At 71.2% G+C, this 15,789-nt stretch carries 18 protein-coding genes; all 18 read left to right on the plus strand.

Annotation, left to right across the window (positions count from 1 at the left end; all coding sequences use genetic code 11):
* Positions 1-8: 8 nt before the first annotated feature.
* A complete protein-coding gene (gene radA, locus VGC13_RS21390; RefSeq protein ID WP_331127325.1) occupies positions 9-1,382 on the plus strand; it encodes a DNA repair protein RadA in 1,374 nt (457 codons plus the stop codon).
* Between the two features lie 2 nt (positions 1,383-1,384).
* Positions 1,385-2,071, plus strand: coding sequence for a 2-C-methyl-D-erythritol 4-phosphate cytidylyltransferase (gene ispD, locus VGC13_RS21395; protein WP_331127326.1), 687 nt, complete (start codon positions 1,385-1,387; stop codon positions 2,069-2,071).
* Positions 2,072-2,244: 173 nt separating this feature from the next.
* Positions 2,245-2,775, plus strand: coding sequence for a low molecular weight protein arginine phosphatase (locus VGC13_RS21400; RefSeq protein ID WP_331127327.1), 531 nt, complete (start codon positions 2,245-2,247; stop codon positions 2,773-2,775).
* On the plus strand, positions 2,772-3,608 hold the full coding sequence (gene aroE / locus VGC13_RS21405; RefSeq protein ID WP_331127328.1) for a shikimate dehydrogenase: 837 nt from the start codon (positions 2,772-2,774) through the stop codon (positions 3,606-3,608). The genes VGC13_RS21400 and aroE overlap by 4 nt, the downstream gene beginning before the upstream one ends.
* Positions 3,609-3,752: 144 nt before the next feature.
* A complete protein-coding gene (locus tag VGC13_RS21410) occupies positions 3,753-4,685 on the plus strand; it encodes a hypothetical protein (protein WP_331127329.1) in 933 nt (310 codons plus the stop codon).
* A 230-nt stretch (positions 4,686-4,915) separates the two neighbouring features.
* Complete coding sequence (locus tag VGC13_RS21415) at positions 4,916-5,104, plus strand: hypothetical protein (RefSeq protein WP_331127330.1); 189 nt, start codon at positions 4,916-4,918, stop codon at positions 5,102-5,104.
* A 19-nt stretch (positions 5,105-5,123) separates the two neighbouring features.
* A complete protein-coding gene (locus VGC13_RS21420) occupies positions 5,124-5,738 on the plus strand; it encodes a hypothetical protein (protein WP_331127331.1) in 615 nt (204 codons plus the stop codon).
* 147 nt (positions 5,739-5,885) lie between these two features.
* Positions 5,886-6,989, plus strand: a complete 1,104-nt coding sequence (locus tag VGC13_RS21425) for a hypothetical protein (protein WP_331127332.1) — start codon at positions 5,886-5,888, stop codon at positions 6,987-6,989.
* Between the two features lie 378 nt (positions 6,990-7,367).
* Positions 7,368-7,829: an FKBP-type peptidyl-prolyl cis-trans isomerase gene (locus tag VGC13_RS21430; RefSeq protein WP_331127333.1), complete on the plus strand. Its 462-nt coding sequence runs from the start codon at positions 7,368-7,370 to the stop codon at positions 7,827-7,829.
* A gap of 22 nt (positions 7,830-7,851) precedes the next feature.
* On the plus strand, positions 7,852-8,202 hold the full coding sequence (locus VGC13_RS21435) for a hypothetical protein (RefSeq protein ID WP_331127334.1): 351 nt from the start codon (positions 7,852-7,854) through the stop codon (positions 8,200-8,202).
* Positions 8,203-9,201: 999 nt separating this feature from the next.
* Positions 9,202-9,969, plus strand: a complete 768-nt coding sequence (locus VGC13_RS21440) for a ComF family protein (protein WP_331127335.1) — start codon at positions 9,202-9,204, stop codon at positions 9,967-9,969.
* A gap of 55 nt (positions 9,970-10,024) precedes the next feature.
* Positions 10,025-11,032, plus strand: coding sequence for a type I glyceraldehyde-3-phosphate dehydrogenase (gap, locus tag VGC13_RS21445; RefSeq protein ID WP_331127336.1), 1,008 nt, complete (start codon positions 10,025-10,027; stop codon positions 11,030-11,032).
* A complete protein-coding gene (locus VGC13_RS21450; RefSeq protein ID WP_331127337.1) occupies positions 11,029-12,255 on the plus strand; it encodes a phosphoglycerate kinase in 1,227 nt (408 codons plus the stop codon). Before gap ends, VGC13_RS21450 begins: the two co-directional genes overlap by 4 nt.
* Positions 12,252-13,019 (plus strand): triose-phosphate isomerase, encoded by a 768-nt coding sequence (gene tpiA / locus VGC13_RS21455; RefSeq protein ID WP_331127338.1) that lies wholly within the window; start codon positions 12,252-12,254, stop codon positions 13,017-13,019. Before VGC13_RS21450 ends, tpiA begins: the two co-directional genes overlap by 4 nt.
* A gap of 67 nt (positions 13,020-13,086) precedes the next feature.
* Positions 13,087-13,572 (plus strand): preprotein translocase subunit SecG, encoded by a 486-nt coding sequence (secG, locus tag VGC13_RS21460; protein WP_331127339.1) that lies wholly within the window; start codon positions 13,087-13,089, stop codon positions 13,570-13,572.
* Positions 13,573-13,982: 410 nt separating this feature from the next.
* Entirely contained in the window at positions 13,983-14,693 is a 711-nt protein-coding gene (locus tag VGC13_RS21465) for a hypothetical protein (protein WP_331127340.1), read from the plus strand.
* A 187-nt stretch (positions 14,694-14,880) separates the two neighbouring features.
* The gene (locus VGC13_RS21470) at positions 14,881-15,333 is read left to right on the plus strand and encodes a hypothetical protein (RefSeq protein WP_331127341.1); all 453 of its coding nucleotides are present in this window, start codon (positions 14,881-14,883) and stop codon (positions 15,331-15,333) included.
* A 183-nt stretch (positions 15,334-15,516) separates the two neighbouring features.
* Positions 15,517-15,789, plus strand: a 273-nt coding sequence (locus VGC13_RS21475; protein ID WP_331127342.1) for a hypothetical protein, incomplete at its 3' end; no start/stop codon positions are given.

Genomic DNA, 15,789 nt, shown 5'->3' on the forward strand with positions numbered 1-15,789 from the left:
GGCGGCTGATGGCAAAGACGCGGACCGCGTTCTTTTGCCGCGAGTGCGGCAACGAGACGTCGCGGTGGCAGGGGCAGTGCCCCGCCTGCCACGAGTGGAACACGCTGGTGGAAGAGCCCGCCGCGCCCAGGCGCGCAAAGGCCGCCGCCGGCGCGTCCGCGCGCGCGGCGGGCCCGGTCGCCGCGCCGGTACGGCTGCGCGACGTGGAGGGCGCCGAGTCGCAGCGCTGGGCCACGGGGCTGGCGGAGTTCGACTTCGTGCTGGGCGGCGGCATCGTCCCCGGCTCGGTGGTGCTGGTGGGCGGCGAGCCGGGGATCGGCAAGTCCACCATCCTGCTGCAGGTGGCGGGGCGGCTGGAAGGCGCGGAAAAGCGCACGCTGTACGTGTCGGGCGAAGAATCGCCCCACCAGGTAAAGCTGCGGGCGGACCGGCTGGAAGAGGCGGCCGGCTCGGTGACGCTGCTGGCCGAGACGGAGCTGGACACCATCCTGCTGCGCGCGGCCGAGCTGGCGCCGCAGGTGCTGCTGATCGACAGCATCCAGACCGTCTACACGCCGGAGCTGGAGGGCGCGCCGGGAAACGTGGGGCAGGTGCGCGAGTGCGCGGCGCGGCTGCAGCGCTTCGCCAAGCAGACGGGGACGGCGGTGTTCCTGGTGGGCCACGTCACCAAGGGCGGCGGCATCGCGGGGCCCAAGACGCTGGAGCACATCGTCGACACCGTGCTCTACTTCGAGTCCGCGGGCGGGCTGGACAACCGGGTGCTGCGCGCCACCAAGAACCGCTTTGGCGGGGTGGACGAGATCGGCGTCTTTCGCATGACGGCGGCGGGGCTGGCGCCGGTGGGCAACCCGTCGGAGCTGTTCCTGGGCGAGCGCCACAGCGGCGCCTCCGGCTCGGCCGTCGTGGCGACGATGGAGGGGACGCGGCCGCTGCTGGTGGAGGTGCAGGCGCTGGCGGCCAAGGCCAGCTACGGCGCGCCGCAGCGGGTAAGCACGGGGCTGGACCACAAGCGGCTGGCGCTGCTGCTGGCGGTGCTGGAAAAGCGCGCCGGCCTCACCTTTGGCCAGCTGGACGTGTTCCTGAACGTGGTGGGCGGGCTGCGGCTGGCCGAGACGGCGGGGGACGTGGCGGTGGCGGTGGCGCTGGCGTCCAGTGTGTTCGACCGTCCCGCGCCCTCGGACGCGGTGTTCATCGGCGAGCTGGGGCTGGGGGGCGAGATCCGGCCGGTGGGGCAGGTGGAGCGGCGGCTGTCCGAGGCGGCGCGGATGGGCTTTCGCACGGCGTACCTTTCGCCGCGCGCGGTGCCGCAGACGCTGCCCTCCGGGATCCGCGCCGTGCCGGCGGAGGACGTGCGCGCCCTCGTCGGCGCCATCTTCGGCTGACGGTGCGCGCGGCGGCCGTCGTCGTGGCCGGGGGCGCGGGAACGCGCCTGGGCGGGCCCGTGCGCAAGCAGTACCTGGAGGTCGGCGGCGAGCCCGTGCTGCTGCGCGCCATCCGCCCCTTCCTCCATCATCCCCGCATCACGTCCATCGTCGTCGTGCTCCCCACGGACGATGTGGCCGATCCGCCCCGCTGGCTCGCCGGCCTGCCGATCCACACGGTCGCGGGCGGCGCGGAGCGGGGCGATTCCGTGCTCAACGGCCTTCTCGCCCTCGCTGAAGACGTCAGCCACGTGCTGATCCACGACGGCGCGCGGCCGTTCGTATCCACCGACATCATCGACCGGGTGCTGGACGGGTGCGCGGAGGGTGGCGCCATCGCGGCGGTGCCGGTGACGGACACCATCCAGCAGGTGGATGCGGGCGGCGTCATCACCGCCACCCCGGACCGTGCCGCGCTCTGGCAGGCGCAGACGCCGCAGGGCTTTCCGCGCGCCGCGCTCCTCGACGCGTACCATCGCGCCCGCGCTGACGGCGTCGCCGCCACGGACGACGCGGGGCTCTACGCGCGCTACGTGGGTCCCGTGCGCGTGGTGATGGGCGCGTACGACAACCTCAAGGTCACGCGCCAGGAAGACCTCCCGATCGCGGAAGCCATCGCAAACGGCCTCACACAGAGTCAGCAGGGTTAACAGAGTTCGCTCGTGCCGTTCCCGCGCGCGTTCGTGGGGGGTGACACCGTGAAACCACTCTGTTGACTCTGCTGACTCTGTGTGAGGCCATCTTCTTTCGGTGTTTCGGATTGCACGAGGGTGCCGCGGGTGTGTAGATTGGGCCGATCCGTTGCAGCCATGTACCGACAGCCGTGTACGACCTCGCGATGGGACCGGAGATGAGCCAGCAGGCGGCCCCCGACACGCCGGCGACCACCACGTTCAACATCCTGTTCGTCTGCACGGGCAACACCTGCCGCTCGCCGCTGGCGGAGGGCATTGCCCGCGCCGAGCTGGCGCGGCGCGGGTGGAAGCACGTGAGCGTGGCGTCGGCCGGCATCGCCGCGCGCCCCGGCGACGGAGCGACGGGGCACTCGGTGACGGTGGCGGCGCGGCACGGCATCGACCTGGCCGGCCACCGCAGCCAGCCGCTTACCCCCGACCTGGTGGCGTGGGCGGACCTGGTGCTGGGGATGGGGCCGTCGCACCTGGACGGCGTGTGGCGCCTGGGGGGCGCTGAAAAGGCGCTCACACTGGGCGACTTCGCCAGCGGCGCGGAGAACGGCTACTCCATCCGCGACCCCTTTGGCGGGCCGGAGTCGGTGTACCAGGACACCTACGACGAGCTGCACCGGCTGGTGGGGCAGGCGCTGGACCGGCTGGCCCCCATCCTTCATCCGTGACCGCTCCCACGGCCGCCACCCGGCTGTTCGCCCTGCTGGGCGATCCCGTATCGCACTCCCTGTCTCCGAAGTTCCAGAACGCCGCGATCCGCGCCCTCGGGCTGGACGCGGCGTTCGTCGCGCTGCGCTGCTCCGCGGACGACGCGCCGGGGCTCATCCGCGGCATTGCGCGGGCGGGCGGTGGCGGCAACGTGACGGTGCCGCACAAGGCGCTCGCCGCGGCCACGGTGGAGCGGCCCAGCCAGGCGGTGCTGCGGACGGGCGCCTGCAACACGTACTGGCTGGAGGACGGCGCGGTACACGGCGACAACACGGACGTGGCGGGGGTGCTGCAGGCGGTCCACGTGCTGCTGGGGCGCCCGCCCGCGGGAGCGCGCGTGCTGCTGGTGGGCGCGGGCGGCGCGGCGAGCGCGGCGGTCTGCGCGCTGGCGGACGCGGGCGTGGAGCGCATCGTCATCGCCAACCGCACCGTGGAGCGCGCACGGGCGCTGGCGGAGCGGTTCCGCGTGCCCGGCGTGCGCATCGACGTGGCGGGCGCGGTGGATGCGCTCGCGGGCGAGCGCTTCGACCTGGCCATCAACAGCACCTCGCTGGGCCTGAAGCCCGCCGATCCGCTCCCGCTGGATCCGGACGCGCCCGGCCCGGAGATCGGCGCGGCGCTGGACCTGGTCTATTCGCCGAACGAGACGCGCTGGGTGCACGCCCTGCGCGCCCGCGGCCTCTCCGCCGCCGACGGCAAGGAGATGCTGATCGGCCAGGGCGCCGCCGCGTTCCGCCGCTGGTGGAAGATGGAGCCGCCGCTGGACGTGATGCGCGCGGCGCTGGCAGAGTGACGAGCGGTTCCTTCAACACGGGACCGAACCGGGAGCAACCGGCGGTTCCGATAATTTGTCCAATCTGATCCTCGCGTTTGAAAATCATCGCGCGCGCTTGTCCCGCGTGGTGCGATTACTCCTGGCGTCCCTTCGTGATCCGTGATGCAAAAGATCCTGGTGATCGGCTCCAGCGGGGCGGGGAAGTCGGTGTTCGCGGCGCGGCTGGCGGAGCGAGCCGGGCTGCCGCTCATCCACCTGGACGCGATCTACTGGAAGCCCGGATGGGTCAAGACACCGAAGGACGAGTGGGTGCGGACGGTGGACGGGCTGCTCGCGCGAGATCGCTGGGTGATGGACGGCAACTACGCCGGCACGCTGGACCGGCGCCTGGCCGCCTGCGATACGGCGGTGTTCCTGGACCTGCCGCGCACGCTCTGCCTGTGGCGCGCGTTCAAGCGGCGCATTGTCCATCGCCGCGGCGGGCGGCCGGACATGACCCCGGGATGCAGCGAGCGGCTGACGGGGGAGTTCATTCGCTGGATCTGGGAGTATCCGCGAACGCAGCGTCCCGGTGTCCTGGCCAGGCTCGCGGCGCTGCGGCCGGATCAGCGGGCGGTGATCCTGCGCTCCACGGCCGAGATCGACGATTTCCTGCGCTCCATCCCGCCGAATCCGGCCGTCGCGGAGATCCAGCCGGCGATCTCGCCGTCGAACATCGCCGGGACCCGCTACCTGATCCTTCCGTTCATTCGCACCGCGCTGAACCGCGGCGCGTGCGTCGAGCAGTTCCTGGGCGGCTTCGACGACGGCGGGGAGCCCGCGATCCGCTGGATCACGTTGTGCCAGGAAGAAGACGCCGTCGTCCTGTCGCTTCACGAAGCGTACGACCAGGGCGACGAGAGCTTCTGGGACGTCTACGACTTCACGCCCCTGACCGAATACGATGAGGACGACGCGGCCGGTGAACACCGCCTGCCGACGGTGGAGGAGGCGATCGCGCTCGCGGTGGAACGCTACGGGGCGTCTCCCGACCGCTTCGTCAACGGGGGTGTGGTCCAGGATGAATACGGCGACTACGTGAAGCGACGCGGATGATGGAGTCCGCGATTCGCCGGCGGGCGGTCGCGTTCCGATCGTCGAAATCCCCGGCGTCTGCACGCTCGATCGCGTGCAGACGCCGTCGTGTTTTTGTGCGATCCTACCGTCGTGTTCGCGGCCGGTTGGCCCGCGCGCCTGTGTTGGCGGACTGAAAGGTGCAGAACCGTGCGGCGGGGCGCCCTGACGGGGCGCCGGCGCTTGCATTCACGGCAACAATCGGGGGATACATGGCACGCAGGCCAAACTACGGATTCGAGAAGCGGCAGAAGGAAATCGACAAGCAGAAGAAGAAGGACGAGAAGCTGGCCAAGAAGGAGCAGCGAAAGGCGGAGGCCGCGGCCGGCGAGGGCGAGATCCTGCAGGGCGACGAGGACCTCGAGGGCGCCTCGGACGATGACGGCGAGGACGACGAATGACCGCGTCCCCGGCGGGCCGATGAGCGGCACCCTCTCGGCGGAGGAGCAGGAGCTGGAGCCCGCCCTCCGCGCGCGGATCTCCGCGCTGAGCGAAGAGGGCTGGGAGATCTGGCGGCGCTTCGACGAGGAGGTGCGGCAGGAGAACTGGCATCCGTTCGTCCCGGCCGACTACGACCACGTGCTGCAGACGCTGCTTCGGCTGCGCGCGCCCGGGCTGCGCTTTCTGGAGCTGGGATCGGCCACGGGCGTCATCACCATCATGGCCGACATGCTGGGCTACGAGGCGTACGGCATCGAATTGGACGGCAAGCTGGTGGACGTGGCCCGGGAGCTGGCGCGGCGGTTCGATTCGGGCGCCCGGTTCGCGGCGGGCAGCTTTCTGCCCGCGGGGTACCGCTACCGCTCGCGGACGGGCGACGACCGCATCGGCACCATCGGGCACGGGGCGTCGGCGTACCCGGAGCTGCGGCATCCGCTGGAGGACTTCGACCTGGTGTACGGCTACCCCTGGCACGGCGAAGAGCCCATGATGCTGGACCTGATGCGCGCGTACGGCGGCCGCGGGGCGCGGCTGCTGCTGCACGGCGGCAAGGAAGGCATCCGCATCTTCCGCGACGGCCGGCGGGAGCTCTGACGGCGGCGTCCAAAGTTTGTAGATGTCGTCAGGGATCCTGGCCGGTTCCCGGATCACGAGCATCCCTTTGCCTGCGCTCATCGATGGCGTGAAGCCTGCATGGGTCCCCTGCCCGGATTTTTGGATTCCCCGCGCGAAGGAGGTACGATGCAGAGCTTCAACGATCCCATCGACGGAACCAATGCCGGATCGTCCGGCGGCTCGACGTCCGGATCCACCGGCGGCGGTTCGACGGGTGGCCCGGGTGGCGGCACGGCGGGCGGCAGCGGGCTGTCGGATAGCGGCCTTGGCGGCGGCGGGACCAGCGGCGGCTCGACGGGCGGGCTGGGTGGATCGACGGGTGGGCTCGGCGGCTCGACCGGCGGATCGACGGGTGGCAGCGGGCTGGGTGGATCGACGGGTGGCGGCTCGACCGGCGGGTACGGCGGCTCGACGGGCGGCGCGGGAAGCGGACTCTCCGACAGCGGCCTCGGCGGCTCGACGGGGGGCAGCGGCCTCGGCGGATCGACGGGCGGCGGATCGACGGGCGGGTACGGCGGGTCGACCGGCGGCAGCGGCCTGGGTGGATCGACGGGCGGCTCGACCGGCGGGTACGGCGGCTCGACGGGGGGCGGATCGGACCTCGGCGGGACGGCGGGGCTGGGCGACGGGATGGTGAGCGGCACGGAGGACTTCGAGCTGCACGAGCCCACGTACCGCAGCCACTACAGCACCGTGGGCACCGAGGGGACCGCGGGCACGTACGACGAGGCGCGGACGGGCTACGCCGCGGGGCACGCGGCGGCCAGCAACCCGGTGTACGCCGACCGCACCTACGAAGAGGTGGAGGTCGACGTGCAGCGCGACTACGGCGACACCGAGCGCTTTGGCCGCGTGCGCGAGTTCGCGCGGACCGCGTTCGAGTGGAAGCGCGTGGTGGCGGGCGTGGCGCTGGTGGCCGGCGGCTACTGGGCCAGCAAAAAGCTGTTCAGCGCCGCGGCGGAGCTTTCGGAGGAGGAAGAGCGGGACTGCCGCACCTACTACGAGAGCCACCCGGTGCGCAGCAGCGGCGTACCCTACAGCCAGGCACGCACGGTGTACGTGCTGGGCTACGTGGCGGGCCGCAACCCGGAGTACGCCGGCCGCGGCTACACCGACGTGGAGCCGCACCTGCGCGGCGGCTACACCGGCAGCCGGGCGGGGAGCTACGACACCCTGCGCGACTTTGGCCAGCGCGGCTACGAGCGCGGCTCCACACGCGGCAGCGTGTGATCCGCCTCGGCTGATGTCGGGAGCCCGGTCCGCCACGCGGGCCGGGCTCCCGGTCTTTCATCAATCAATCCCAGTCGTCATCTTCCTGCGCGGAAGATTTGACTTCCTGAGGGAGCGCACCACGTGTAGTCCGAAGCTGCACAACAATGAGCGCGCGGCCGAAGGACCTCCTCTGGGATACGACGGGGGCAGATCCTGAGTTGCGATCCAGCCCATTCATACGGCCGGCGAGGTCCTTCGGTCGGCGCCAGGGTGCATCGTGCATTCAGATTCCAGGGCGGCGCCTCCCTCAGGAAGTCAATCGTGGAAGGTCTGGAGACATCCTGCCATCGTCCCACCCATCCACCCCGATCATCCACCCCTCGTACGAGAGAAAAGATGCGTCGTCTGCTCTGCCTGCCCATCCTGCTGATCGCGACCGCCTGCAGCGCCGGGGGCACGTCGGGCGCGCTTGCGCCGGAGTCCATCACCTTTGCGCCGTCGCTGGGGGTGGACGTGGCCGCGATGGAGCGCATGCGCGACGGGGTGCTGGTGCGCGACCTGGTGGTGGGGAGCGGGCCGTCGGTGCGGCGGGGAAGCCGGGTGGGGGTGCACTTTGCCGGCTTTCTCCCCGACGGCACGCAGTTCGACGCCGCGGCCCCGCCCAGCCCGCCGGTGGAGTTCGTGCTGGGCGCCGGCGGCGTCATCCGCGGCTGGCAGACCGGCATCGTCGGGATGCGCGTGGGGGGGCAGCGGCAGCTGGTGGTGCCGGCCTCCGAGGCGTACGGGACGCAGAGCGTGGGGCGGGTTCCGCCCAACGCCACCCTGGTGTTCGTCATCAAGCTGGTCTCCGCCCGCTGATCGCGGCTCCTCCCGCCGGCGGATGTCGTTCAGCTACCACGCTCGCCGCGTCCGCGACCCCGCGCATCCCGTCTGGCTGCGGCTGAGCAGCCTGCGCGCGTGCGTGCGGTCGTTCTGCGCGCTCACCGGCGGCAGCTACACCCGCGTGAGCGCTTGCCTGGAGCTGGACTTTGGGTACGAGCCCGGCCGCGAGCCCCCGACGGACGAGTTCCTGCGGCGCACGCTGGACCAGGTGGAGCGCGAGCGCAACGCCTCGCTGCAGCGGCTGCGCGCGTTCCAGACCCGGCGTGTCCGTGCCAAGGCGCGCGGCAACCGCCAGCTCTCCACCGCCGAGCGCACGGTGCTGCGCGAGCTGGCCGGCGGCGTCGGCTGATCGGCGCCGGAGCATCCCAGGCTCTGAAAACGAATGGGCCTCATCCCGAACCCGGGAAAAGACGGCGTCTGGCCACGTGCCGCTCGCGACCCTCGACGTGGGCGGATGGTTCTCAGGATCGCGCATCAGGGGGTGCGTTCGGCCTGGTTCGATGCGCTTCAAAGATCATCGGGTGATCCGCCTCCTCCCTGAAAAAACGCGGATGGCACCCCGCCGCATTCCATCTCTTTCGCCGTTTCCGACAGCCCACGCCAGCTCGTGCCTCGTCGACCGGCGCGCCATGCCTCCGCTCACATCCACCAGACGTCGAACCGTGGGAGCAGCGGAACGGAACGAGAAAACTCCGTTGACTCCGTGTGAGTTCCCTGCCTGCTGCGCAGACCCTTGCTCACGGAACCTGGGCCAGCAGTAGCGGCTCCGGCCTGCCGTTGCCGGCTGTCCCCTGTTCCCTGTCCCCTGTTCCCTATTCCCTATTCCCTATTCCCTGTCAGGCCAAGCCAGGATCTGCACCCGCGACGTGTTCAGCCGAAGCCGCGCGAACCGCGTTTCGGGCCCCCCAGTGGACGGCGTTCACTCTGTCCGATAGCTTCCGCACCTTCGCCGGGACCGATGCGGCGCGGGGGGCTTTCGAAAAGTGACTGCTCTGTCCCATTCTGTCGGTGCGTGGGCCGCCGTTTGCGTCGGATGAGCCCGATTCGCGACGCACCGCGGGTGGAAGCCCGCCGGGCGCCGGACGTGATGCACCGGCCGGTCTGCGTCCGCCGCCGCCGCAACCGCGTGAGGGATGCGCGCCCGCAGGGCCGAGAACCCGGCGCGCCGTGCACGAGGCCGGAGGATTTCGCGCGAGAGGCCGGCGCGCCGGGGGCTCGGCGCCGTTGGGCACAGTTGTATCGTGCCCTACGGCGCGCGCAGCCCGGCCCGGAGCGCAGCGCAGGGACACGCCCAAACGAGCCGTTGACGACGTCCCGCTCTTTCATCATCAAATCCGCAGGACCGACGATGCCCTACCTGAGAGACGTGCTGGGCGAGCTGGGCGACGGCGCCATGGACCTGGTGTTCGCGCCGGTCTGCGTGAGCTGCGACCGCCCCATCCCCACCACCGAAAAGGACCGCCTGGTCTGCCGGCTGTGCTGGGTAAAGTGCCGCACGCTGCCGCACCCGCGCTGCGAGCGCTGCTGGGCCCCCGTCCCCGCCCACGAGGACCCGCGCCCCAAGTGCCGCACCTGCGGCGACTGGCCGCAGGCCGTGCGCGCCATCCGCGCCGCGTTCGTCATGGGGCCCGAGGTCAAGGGCATCTGCCACGCCCTCAAGTACCGCGGCTGGGAGGGCGCGGCCGACCCCATGGCCCAGCGCATGTCCGAGATGTCGTGGCCCCGCGACGTCGAAGACGAGGTGCGCCTGGTGGTGCCCGTGCCCACCAGCGCGGCCCGGCTGCGCGAGCGCGGCTACAACCAGGCGGCGCTGCTGGCCACCGCCTTCGCCAAAAAGATGGGGTGGACGGCGAGCCCCGACGTGCTGGCGCGGACCAGGCAGAGCAAGACCCAGACGGCCTTGCATCCGGGGGAGCGCAAGGCTAACGTAGCGCGCGCTTTTTCCGTCCCGGCCGAGCGCGCCGCCGAGCTCCAGGGGGAGCACGTGATGCTGGTGGACGACGTGTGGACCACCGGTGCCACGGCCCTTGCATGCTCGCAGGCGCTGCTGGACGCGGGGGCGCGCGTGGTGAGCGTGGCGACCTTTGCCCGCGTCATCCCGGAGCTGGAGCGCTGAGCCCACACGGGCCCGGCGCTCCGTCGTCCATTTTTCACGCATAGACACAGAGACCATGCCCATTCGCGTCGCCATCAACGGGTTCGGCCGCATTGGCCGCAACGTTCTGCGGGCCGCCAAGAAGGCCGGTGCCACCGACATCGACTTCGTGGCCGTCAACGACCTGACCGACACGAAGACGCTGGCCCACCTGCTCAAGTACGACTCGGTGCACGGCATCTACGCCGGTACCGTGGAAGCGCGCGAGAACAGCCTGGTGGTGGACGGCGACGAGGTGCGCGTCTTCGCCGAAAAGGACCCCGCCGCGCTTCCCTGGCGCGACCTGGGCGTGGACATCGTCATCGAGAGCACGGGCCGCTTCACCAAGCGCGCCGACGCCGCCAAGCACATCGAGGCCGGCGCAAAGAAGGTCATCATCAGCGCCCCCGCCAAGGACGAGGACATCACCATCGTCCTGGGCGTCAACGGCGACAAGTACGATCCGGCCAACCACCACGTCGTGTCCAACGCCAGCTGCACCACCAACTGCCTGGCGCCCGTGGTCAAGGTGCTGCTGGACGAGTTCGGCTTCCGGCGCGGCCTGATGACCACCGTGCACGCCTACACCAACGACCAGAACATCCTGGACCTGCCCCACAAGGACCTGCGCCGCGCCCGCGCCGCCGGGATGTCCATCATCCCCACCACGACCGGCGCCGCCAAGGCCACCTCGCTGGTGATCCCCGAGGTCAAGGGCAAGATCGACGGCGTGGCGTTCCGCGTTCCCACCCCCGACGTGTCGGTGGTGGACCTTACGGCCGAGCTGGAAAAGGACGTGGACGCGCGGCAGGTGAACGACGCCCTGCGCGCCGCCTCCGAGGGGCGGATGAAGGGGATCCTGGGGTACGAAGAAACGGAGCTGGTCTCCATCGACTACACCGGCAACCCGCACTCGTCCATCGTCGACGCGCCCTCCACCAGCGTGATGGGCGGGCTGGTGAAGGTGATCGCCTGGTACGACAACGAGTGGGGCTACAGCTGCCGCTGCGTCGACCTGGCCCGCTACATGGGCGAGCGGCTGTGAGCGGAAGAAAGAAGACGATCACGGACCTCACGACGGACGAGGTCCGCGGCCGGCGCGTCCTGGTCCGGGTGGACTACAACGTCCCCCTGGACGACGATGGCCGCATCACCGACGACACGCGCATCACCACCACGCTCCCCACGCTGGACGGGCTGCTGCAGCAGGGCGCGCGCGTCATCCTCCTCGCGCACTTCGGCCGCCCCAAGGGCAAGCCGGTGCCCGAGATGTCGCTGAAGCCCGTGGCCGACCGCCTGCGCGAGCTGCTGGAAGGGCGCCGCGTGGAGTTCGTCGCCGACACGGTGGGGCACGAGGCGCGCACCGCCATCGGGACGATGTTCGACGGCGACGTGCTGCTGCTGGAGAACACCCGCTTCCTTCCCGGCGAAGAAAAGAACGACTCCGGGCTGGCGCAGGAGATGGCCGCGCTGGGCGACGTGTACGTGAACGACGCCTTTGGCGCGGCGCACCGGGCGCACGCCTCCACCGCTGGCGTGGCCACGGTGATGCGCCTGGAGGGCAAGCCCGTGGTGGCGGGGCTGCTGATGGACCGCGAGCTCCAGTACCTGGGCCGCGCGCTGTCGGAGCCGGAGCGGCCGTTCGTGGCCATCCTGGGCGGCTCCAAGATCTCGGGGAAGATCGACGTCATCCGCAGCCTGCTGCCGCAGGTGGACCGCCTGCTGATCGGCGGGGCGATGGCGAACACCTTCTTCAAGGCGATGGGGCTGGCCACCGGCACCTCGCTGGTGGAGGACGACCGCCTGGACATGGCCCGCGAGCTCCTTTCCACCTCCGGCGACAAGCTGGTGCTGCCGGTGGATGCCGTCGTCGCCGAAAAGATGGAGGCGGGGCAGGCCGTGCAGACGGTGGACCGGGAGGCGATCCCCGCCGACCGCATGGTCCTGGACGTGGGTCCGCGGACGGTGGACGAGTACCGCCGCGTGCTGTCCGACGCGCGGACCGTGCTGTGGAACGGGCCCATGGGCGTGTTCGAGATCGCCGAGTTCGCCGCCGGCACCCGCGGCGTGGCCGAGGCGGTCGCCGAGGCGACGGACCGCGGCGCGACGACGATCATCGGCGGCGGGGACAGCGCGGCGGCGGTGGCGGAGATGGGGCTGGAGTCGCGGATGTCGCACGTGTCCACGGGCGGCGGCGCGTCGCTGGAGTTCCTGGAAGGCAAGGAGCTTCCCGGCGTGGCCGCCCTGGCCGACGCGGGGGCGTCGTGAGCGCCCCGCGCCGGCCGGTGCTCGCCGGCAACTGGAAGATGAACCACGGGCCCAGCGACACGGCCCGATTCTTCGCCGACTTCCTGAACCGGCTGGCGCCCGCGGACGACCGCTCCGTCGTCTTCTTTCCCCCCGCCATCTCCTTTGCCGCCGCGCGCGAGGCGCTTCAGGGGCGGCCGGACGTGCGCCTGGGCGTGCAGAACGTGCACTGGGAAGCCAGCGGCGCCTTTACCGGCGAGCTTTCCGTGGCGATGGCCAAGGACGCCGGCGCGGAGCTGGTGCTGGTGGGCCACAGCGAGCGCCGCCACGTCTTCGGCGAGACCAGCGACGAGACGGCGAAGAAGGTGCGCGCCGTGCTGGACGGCGGCCTGGTCCCCGTCCTGTGCGTGGGCGAGACGCTGGACGAGCGCAACGCCGGCCGCGCCGAGGCCGTGGTGGCCGAGCAGCTGGCGCCCGTCCTGTCGATCATCCGCCCGGACGAGGTCGCCGAGCTGGTGGTGGCCTACGAGCCCGTCTGGGCGATCGGCACCGGGGTGACGGCCACGCCTGGGGACGCGGCGTCCATGCACCACGCCGTGCGCGAGCGGCTGGCGCAGGCGTTCGGGCGCGAAGCGGCGGACGCGGTGCCGGTTCTGTACGGCGGCAGCGTCAAGCCCGACAACGCCGCCGAGCTCATGTCGCAGCCCGGCGTGGACGGCGTTCTGGTGGGCGGCGCCAGCCTTGACCCCGGCGGTTTTGCGGCCATCTGCGGCGCGGCGGGTTGACCGGCCCGGCGTTCTGGCCTAAGTTTGCTGTTTCCCCGTACATGCCGCCTCTTTCCCGGGCCTGCCCGTGTTTACGTTTCTGCTGATCCTGCTGATCCTCGACGCGCTGATCCTGATTCCCGTGGTGCTGCTGCAGGCGGGAAAGGGCGGCGGTCTTGCCGCGATGGGCGGCGGCGCCGGCACCGACACGCTCTTCGGCGGGCGCCACGCCACCACGCTGCTCACCAAGCTGAGCTGGTACTGTGGCGGCGCGTTCCTGCTGCTGGCGTTCACGCTTTCCATCCTGTCGTCGCGTCCGGCGAGCAACGAGAGCCTGCTGCAGCGCGAGCTTCGCCGCGGCGCCGCACCCGCCGCGCCTGCGCCGGCGGCTCCGGCCAAGGGTGGCGCGACGGCCCCGGCCACCGGCGCTCCGGCGACCGGCGGCGCGACGGCTCCCGCGGGCGGCGTCACGCCCCCCCTGGGCGGCGGCACCCAGGCGGCGCCCGCGACGGGCACGGCCCCGGCCACCACGCCCGCTCCGGCGACCCCGGCCCCCGCCACGCCGGCTCCGTAAGCCACGGCGGTTCGCCGACGATTACGGCCCCCTTCCGAACGTTCGGAAGGGGGCCGTTTCGTGTGCGGATGTCCGGCATCGTCCCCAATTCCAAAGAAGGCCTCATGCCGAATCCAGGGAAAACAACACCATGGGGTACAGAGGAACAGAGTCAGACAGAGAAAGCGAGCTAACTATCACATTGGTTTCTCTGTCTGACTCTGTTCCTCTGTACGATCATTCTTTTTCAGGACCTTGTATCACGCAGAGGCGCGGAGAGAAACGGAATTGCTCTCTGCGTGAGTTCTTCTTCCAGGTGGCGAACGACCGTTCGAGCCCCGGCCCGGGAATGGAACTTGCTCCGCGCCCCCGGCAACCGCCCCGGCGCCCGGCGCATGGGGCGCCCACCCGGAACCCCGGAGAGAGCGCCCGTGGCCCTCACCCGTAAGATCTCGCGCAACATGCAGCGGCAGGTGGACCTGACCACCGCCGTCTGCCAGGAACGCCTGCTTTCCACCCACGTGCGCCACGTGCTGGCGCTGGTGGACCTGGTGTCGGAAGAGCTGCCGTTCGATTCGGCCCTGGACATCTACGCCCGGATCCTGCGGCTCACCCCCGAGCAGGCGCGCAACGTCGGCAGCCGGGCGCTGGCCGCCATCGGCCGCCGCAGCGGCCTTACCGAGGCCGACGAGCTGAACCTGGACCTCGAGGACGACGAGCTCGAGGAGTCGGGCGACCGCGGCAGCGAGGAGGGGCGCTTCGACGCCGTGTTCTCGCGCGTGCGCCGCCGCATCCGCGGCCGCGTAAAGGACGACCTGCGGCAGACCATCAACCTGGCCGCCGCCCGCGCCGAGGACTCGCTTTTCGAGACGCACGTCCAGAACGCCCTGGTGTTCGGCAAGGCGCTCGCCGAAGAGGTGCCGCTGCACGAGGCGGTGGACCTGTACCTGGACGTGATGGCCATTCCCGAGGGCGTGTCGGACGTCATCTTCAACCGCAGCCTTCGCATCGTGGCCGACGACGTGCTGCCGCCGATGGACGCGTCGCGCGTCCCCCGCCGCGGCGACGACGGGCGCAGCGTGGCCGCGCCTTCCGCGGCGCCCGCGGCCGAGCCCGCCCCCGCGGCCGGCCCGGCGAGCTGAGCGTTCCGCGGGCGGTAGACGGAGTGACGCACGGCCCCGCCGGCGCGTCAGGGAGCACCGGCGGCGCCCCCGGTGGGCGCCGCCGGGCATTGAACGTGCGGCCCGCGCCCGCCCCGGGGGGCCGGAACGCGGCCGACGGAAGCGCGGCGGTGCCGCCGGGGGAGAGCAAGGGCTGATGGGGGGATCCGTGGGTACGGTCGTGTGGGCGGGGTTCGTGGCCACCATCCTGTCGGCGTGCGTGTTCTGGGTGTTCCGCACCTTCGAGTGGACGCGCTTCAGCCCCACCACCCAGCTGGGCTGTATCTTCTTTCGCGAGCCCAACGTGCCCGCCACCGAAACGGTGGGGTTCCTGCTGTTCCTGGGACTGGGCGTGTCGCTGCTCCCCGCGCTGTTCGTGGGGCTCATGCGCGTGATGGGCGGGACGGGATGGGGAACGGGAATCGCCGCGGGGCTCCTGGTGGGGGCCGCGGCCGCGGCCGCCCTTCCGCTGCTGGAGCGGGTCAGCGGCTGCATCAAGCAGGGCAGGCTGCCGCCTCCCGGGCGGTTCGGGCTCAATTGGGGACGTGCCACGCCCTGGGCGGTGATCGCCGGGCACGTGGCGTACGGGGCGGTGCTGGGCGGCGTGCTGGCCGCCTTCTAGGGAGAGACGGTCCTGGACCGGGACCCCTTTCACCACCGGAATCCGGGGAGGTGAACACGCCAGAGAGGGGAGTGCCCCCGGGGCAGCCGTGCGTTCGGCTGGGCCCCGCGCCGAGGCGGTCGACTGACCGCGGCGGCAAAAAGACGGAACAGAAGCTACATCACCCGGTTCGGAAGAGGACTCATGAAACGATTGCAGACATCCCTCCTGGCGGCCGCGCTGGCCGTGGGAGCGGTGGGCGGAGCGCAGGCGCAGGACGACATGATGATGGGTCGCCGCGCCAGCGCGTTCGACCTGGGGATCTACGCCGGCGGCGCCTGGACCAGCGACTGGTTCAGCATCGACGACGAAGGGTACTCGCCGGGGCTGTCGCCGATCTTCGGCGCGACGGCGGCGTTCTTCTTCACGCCGACGGTGGGCCTGCGCCTGCACGGCGCGTACACGCCGCAGGAGTAC

The sequence above is a fragment of the Longimicrobium sp. genome (assembly GCF_036399255.1).
Taxonomy (GTDB): Bacteria; Gemmatimonadota; Gemmatimonadetes; order Longimicrobiales; family Longimicrobiaceae; genus Longimicrobium.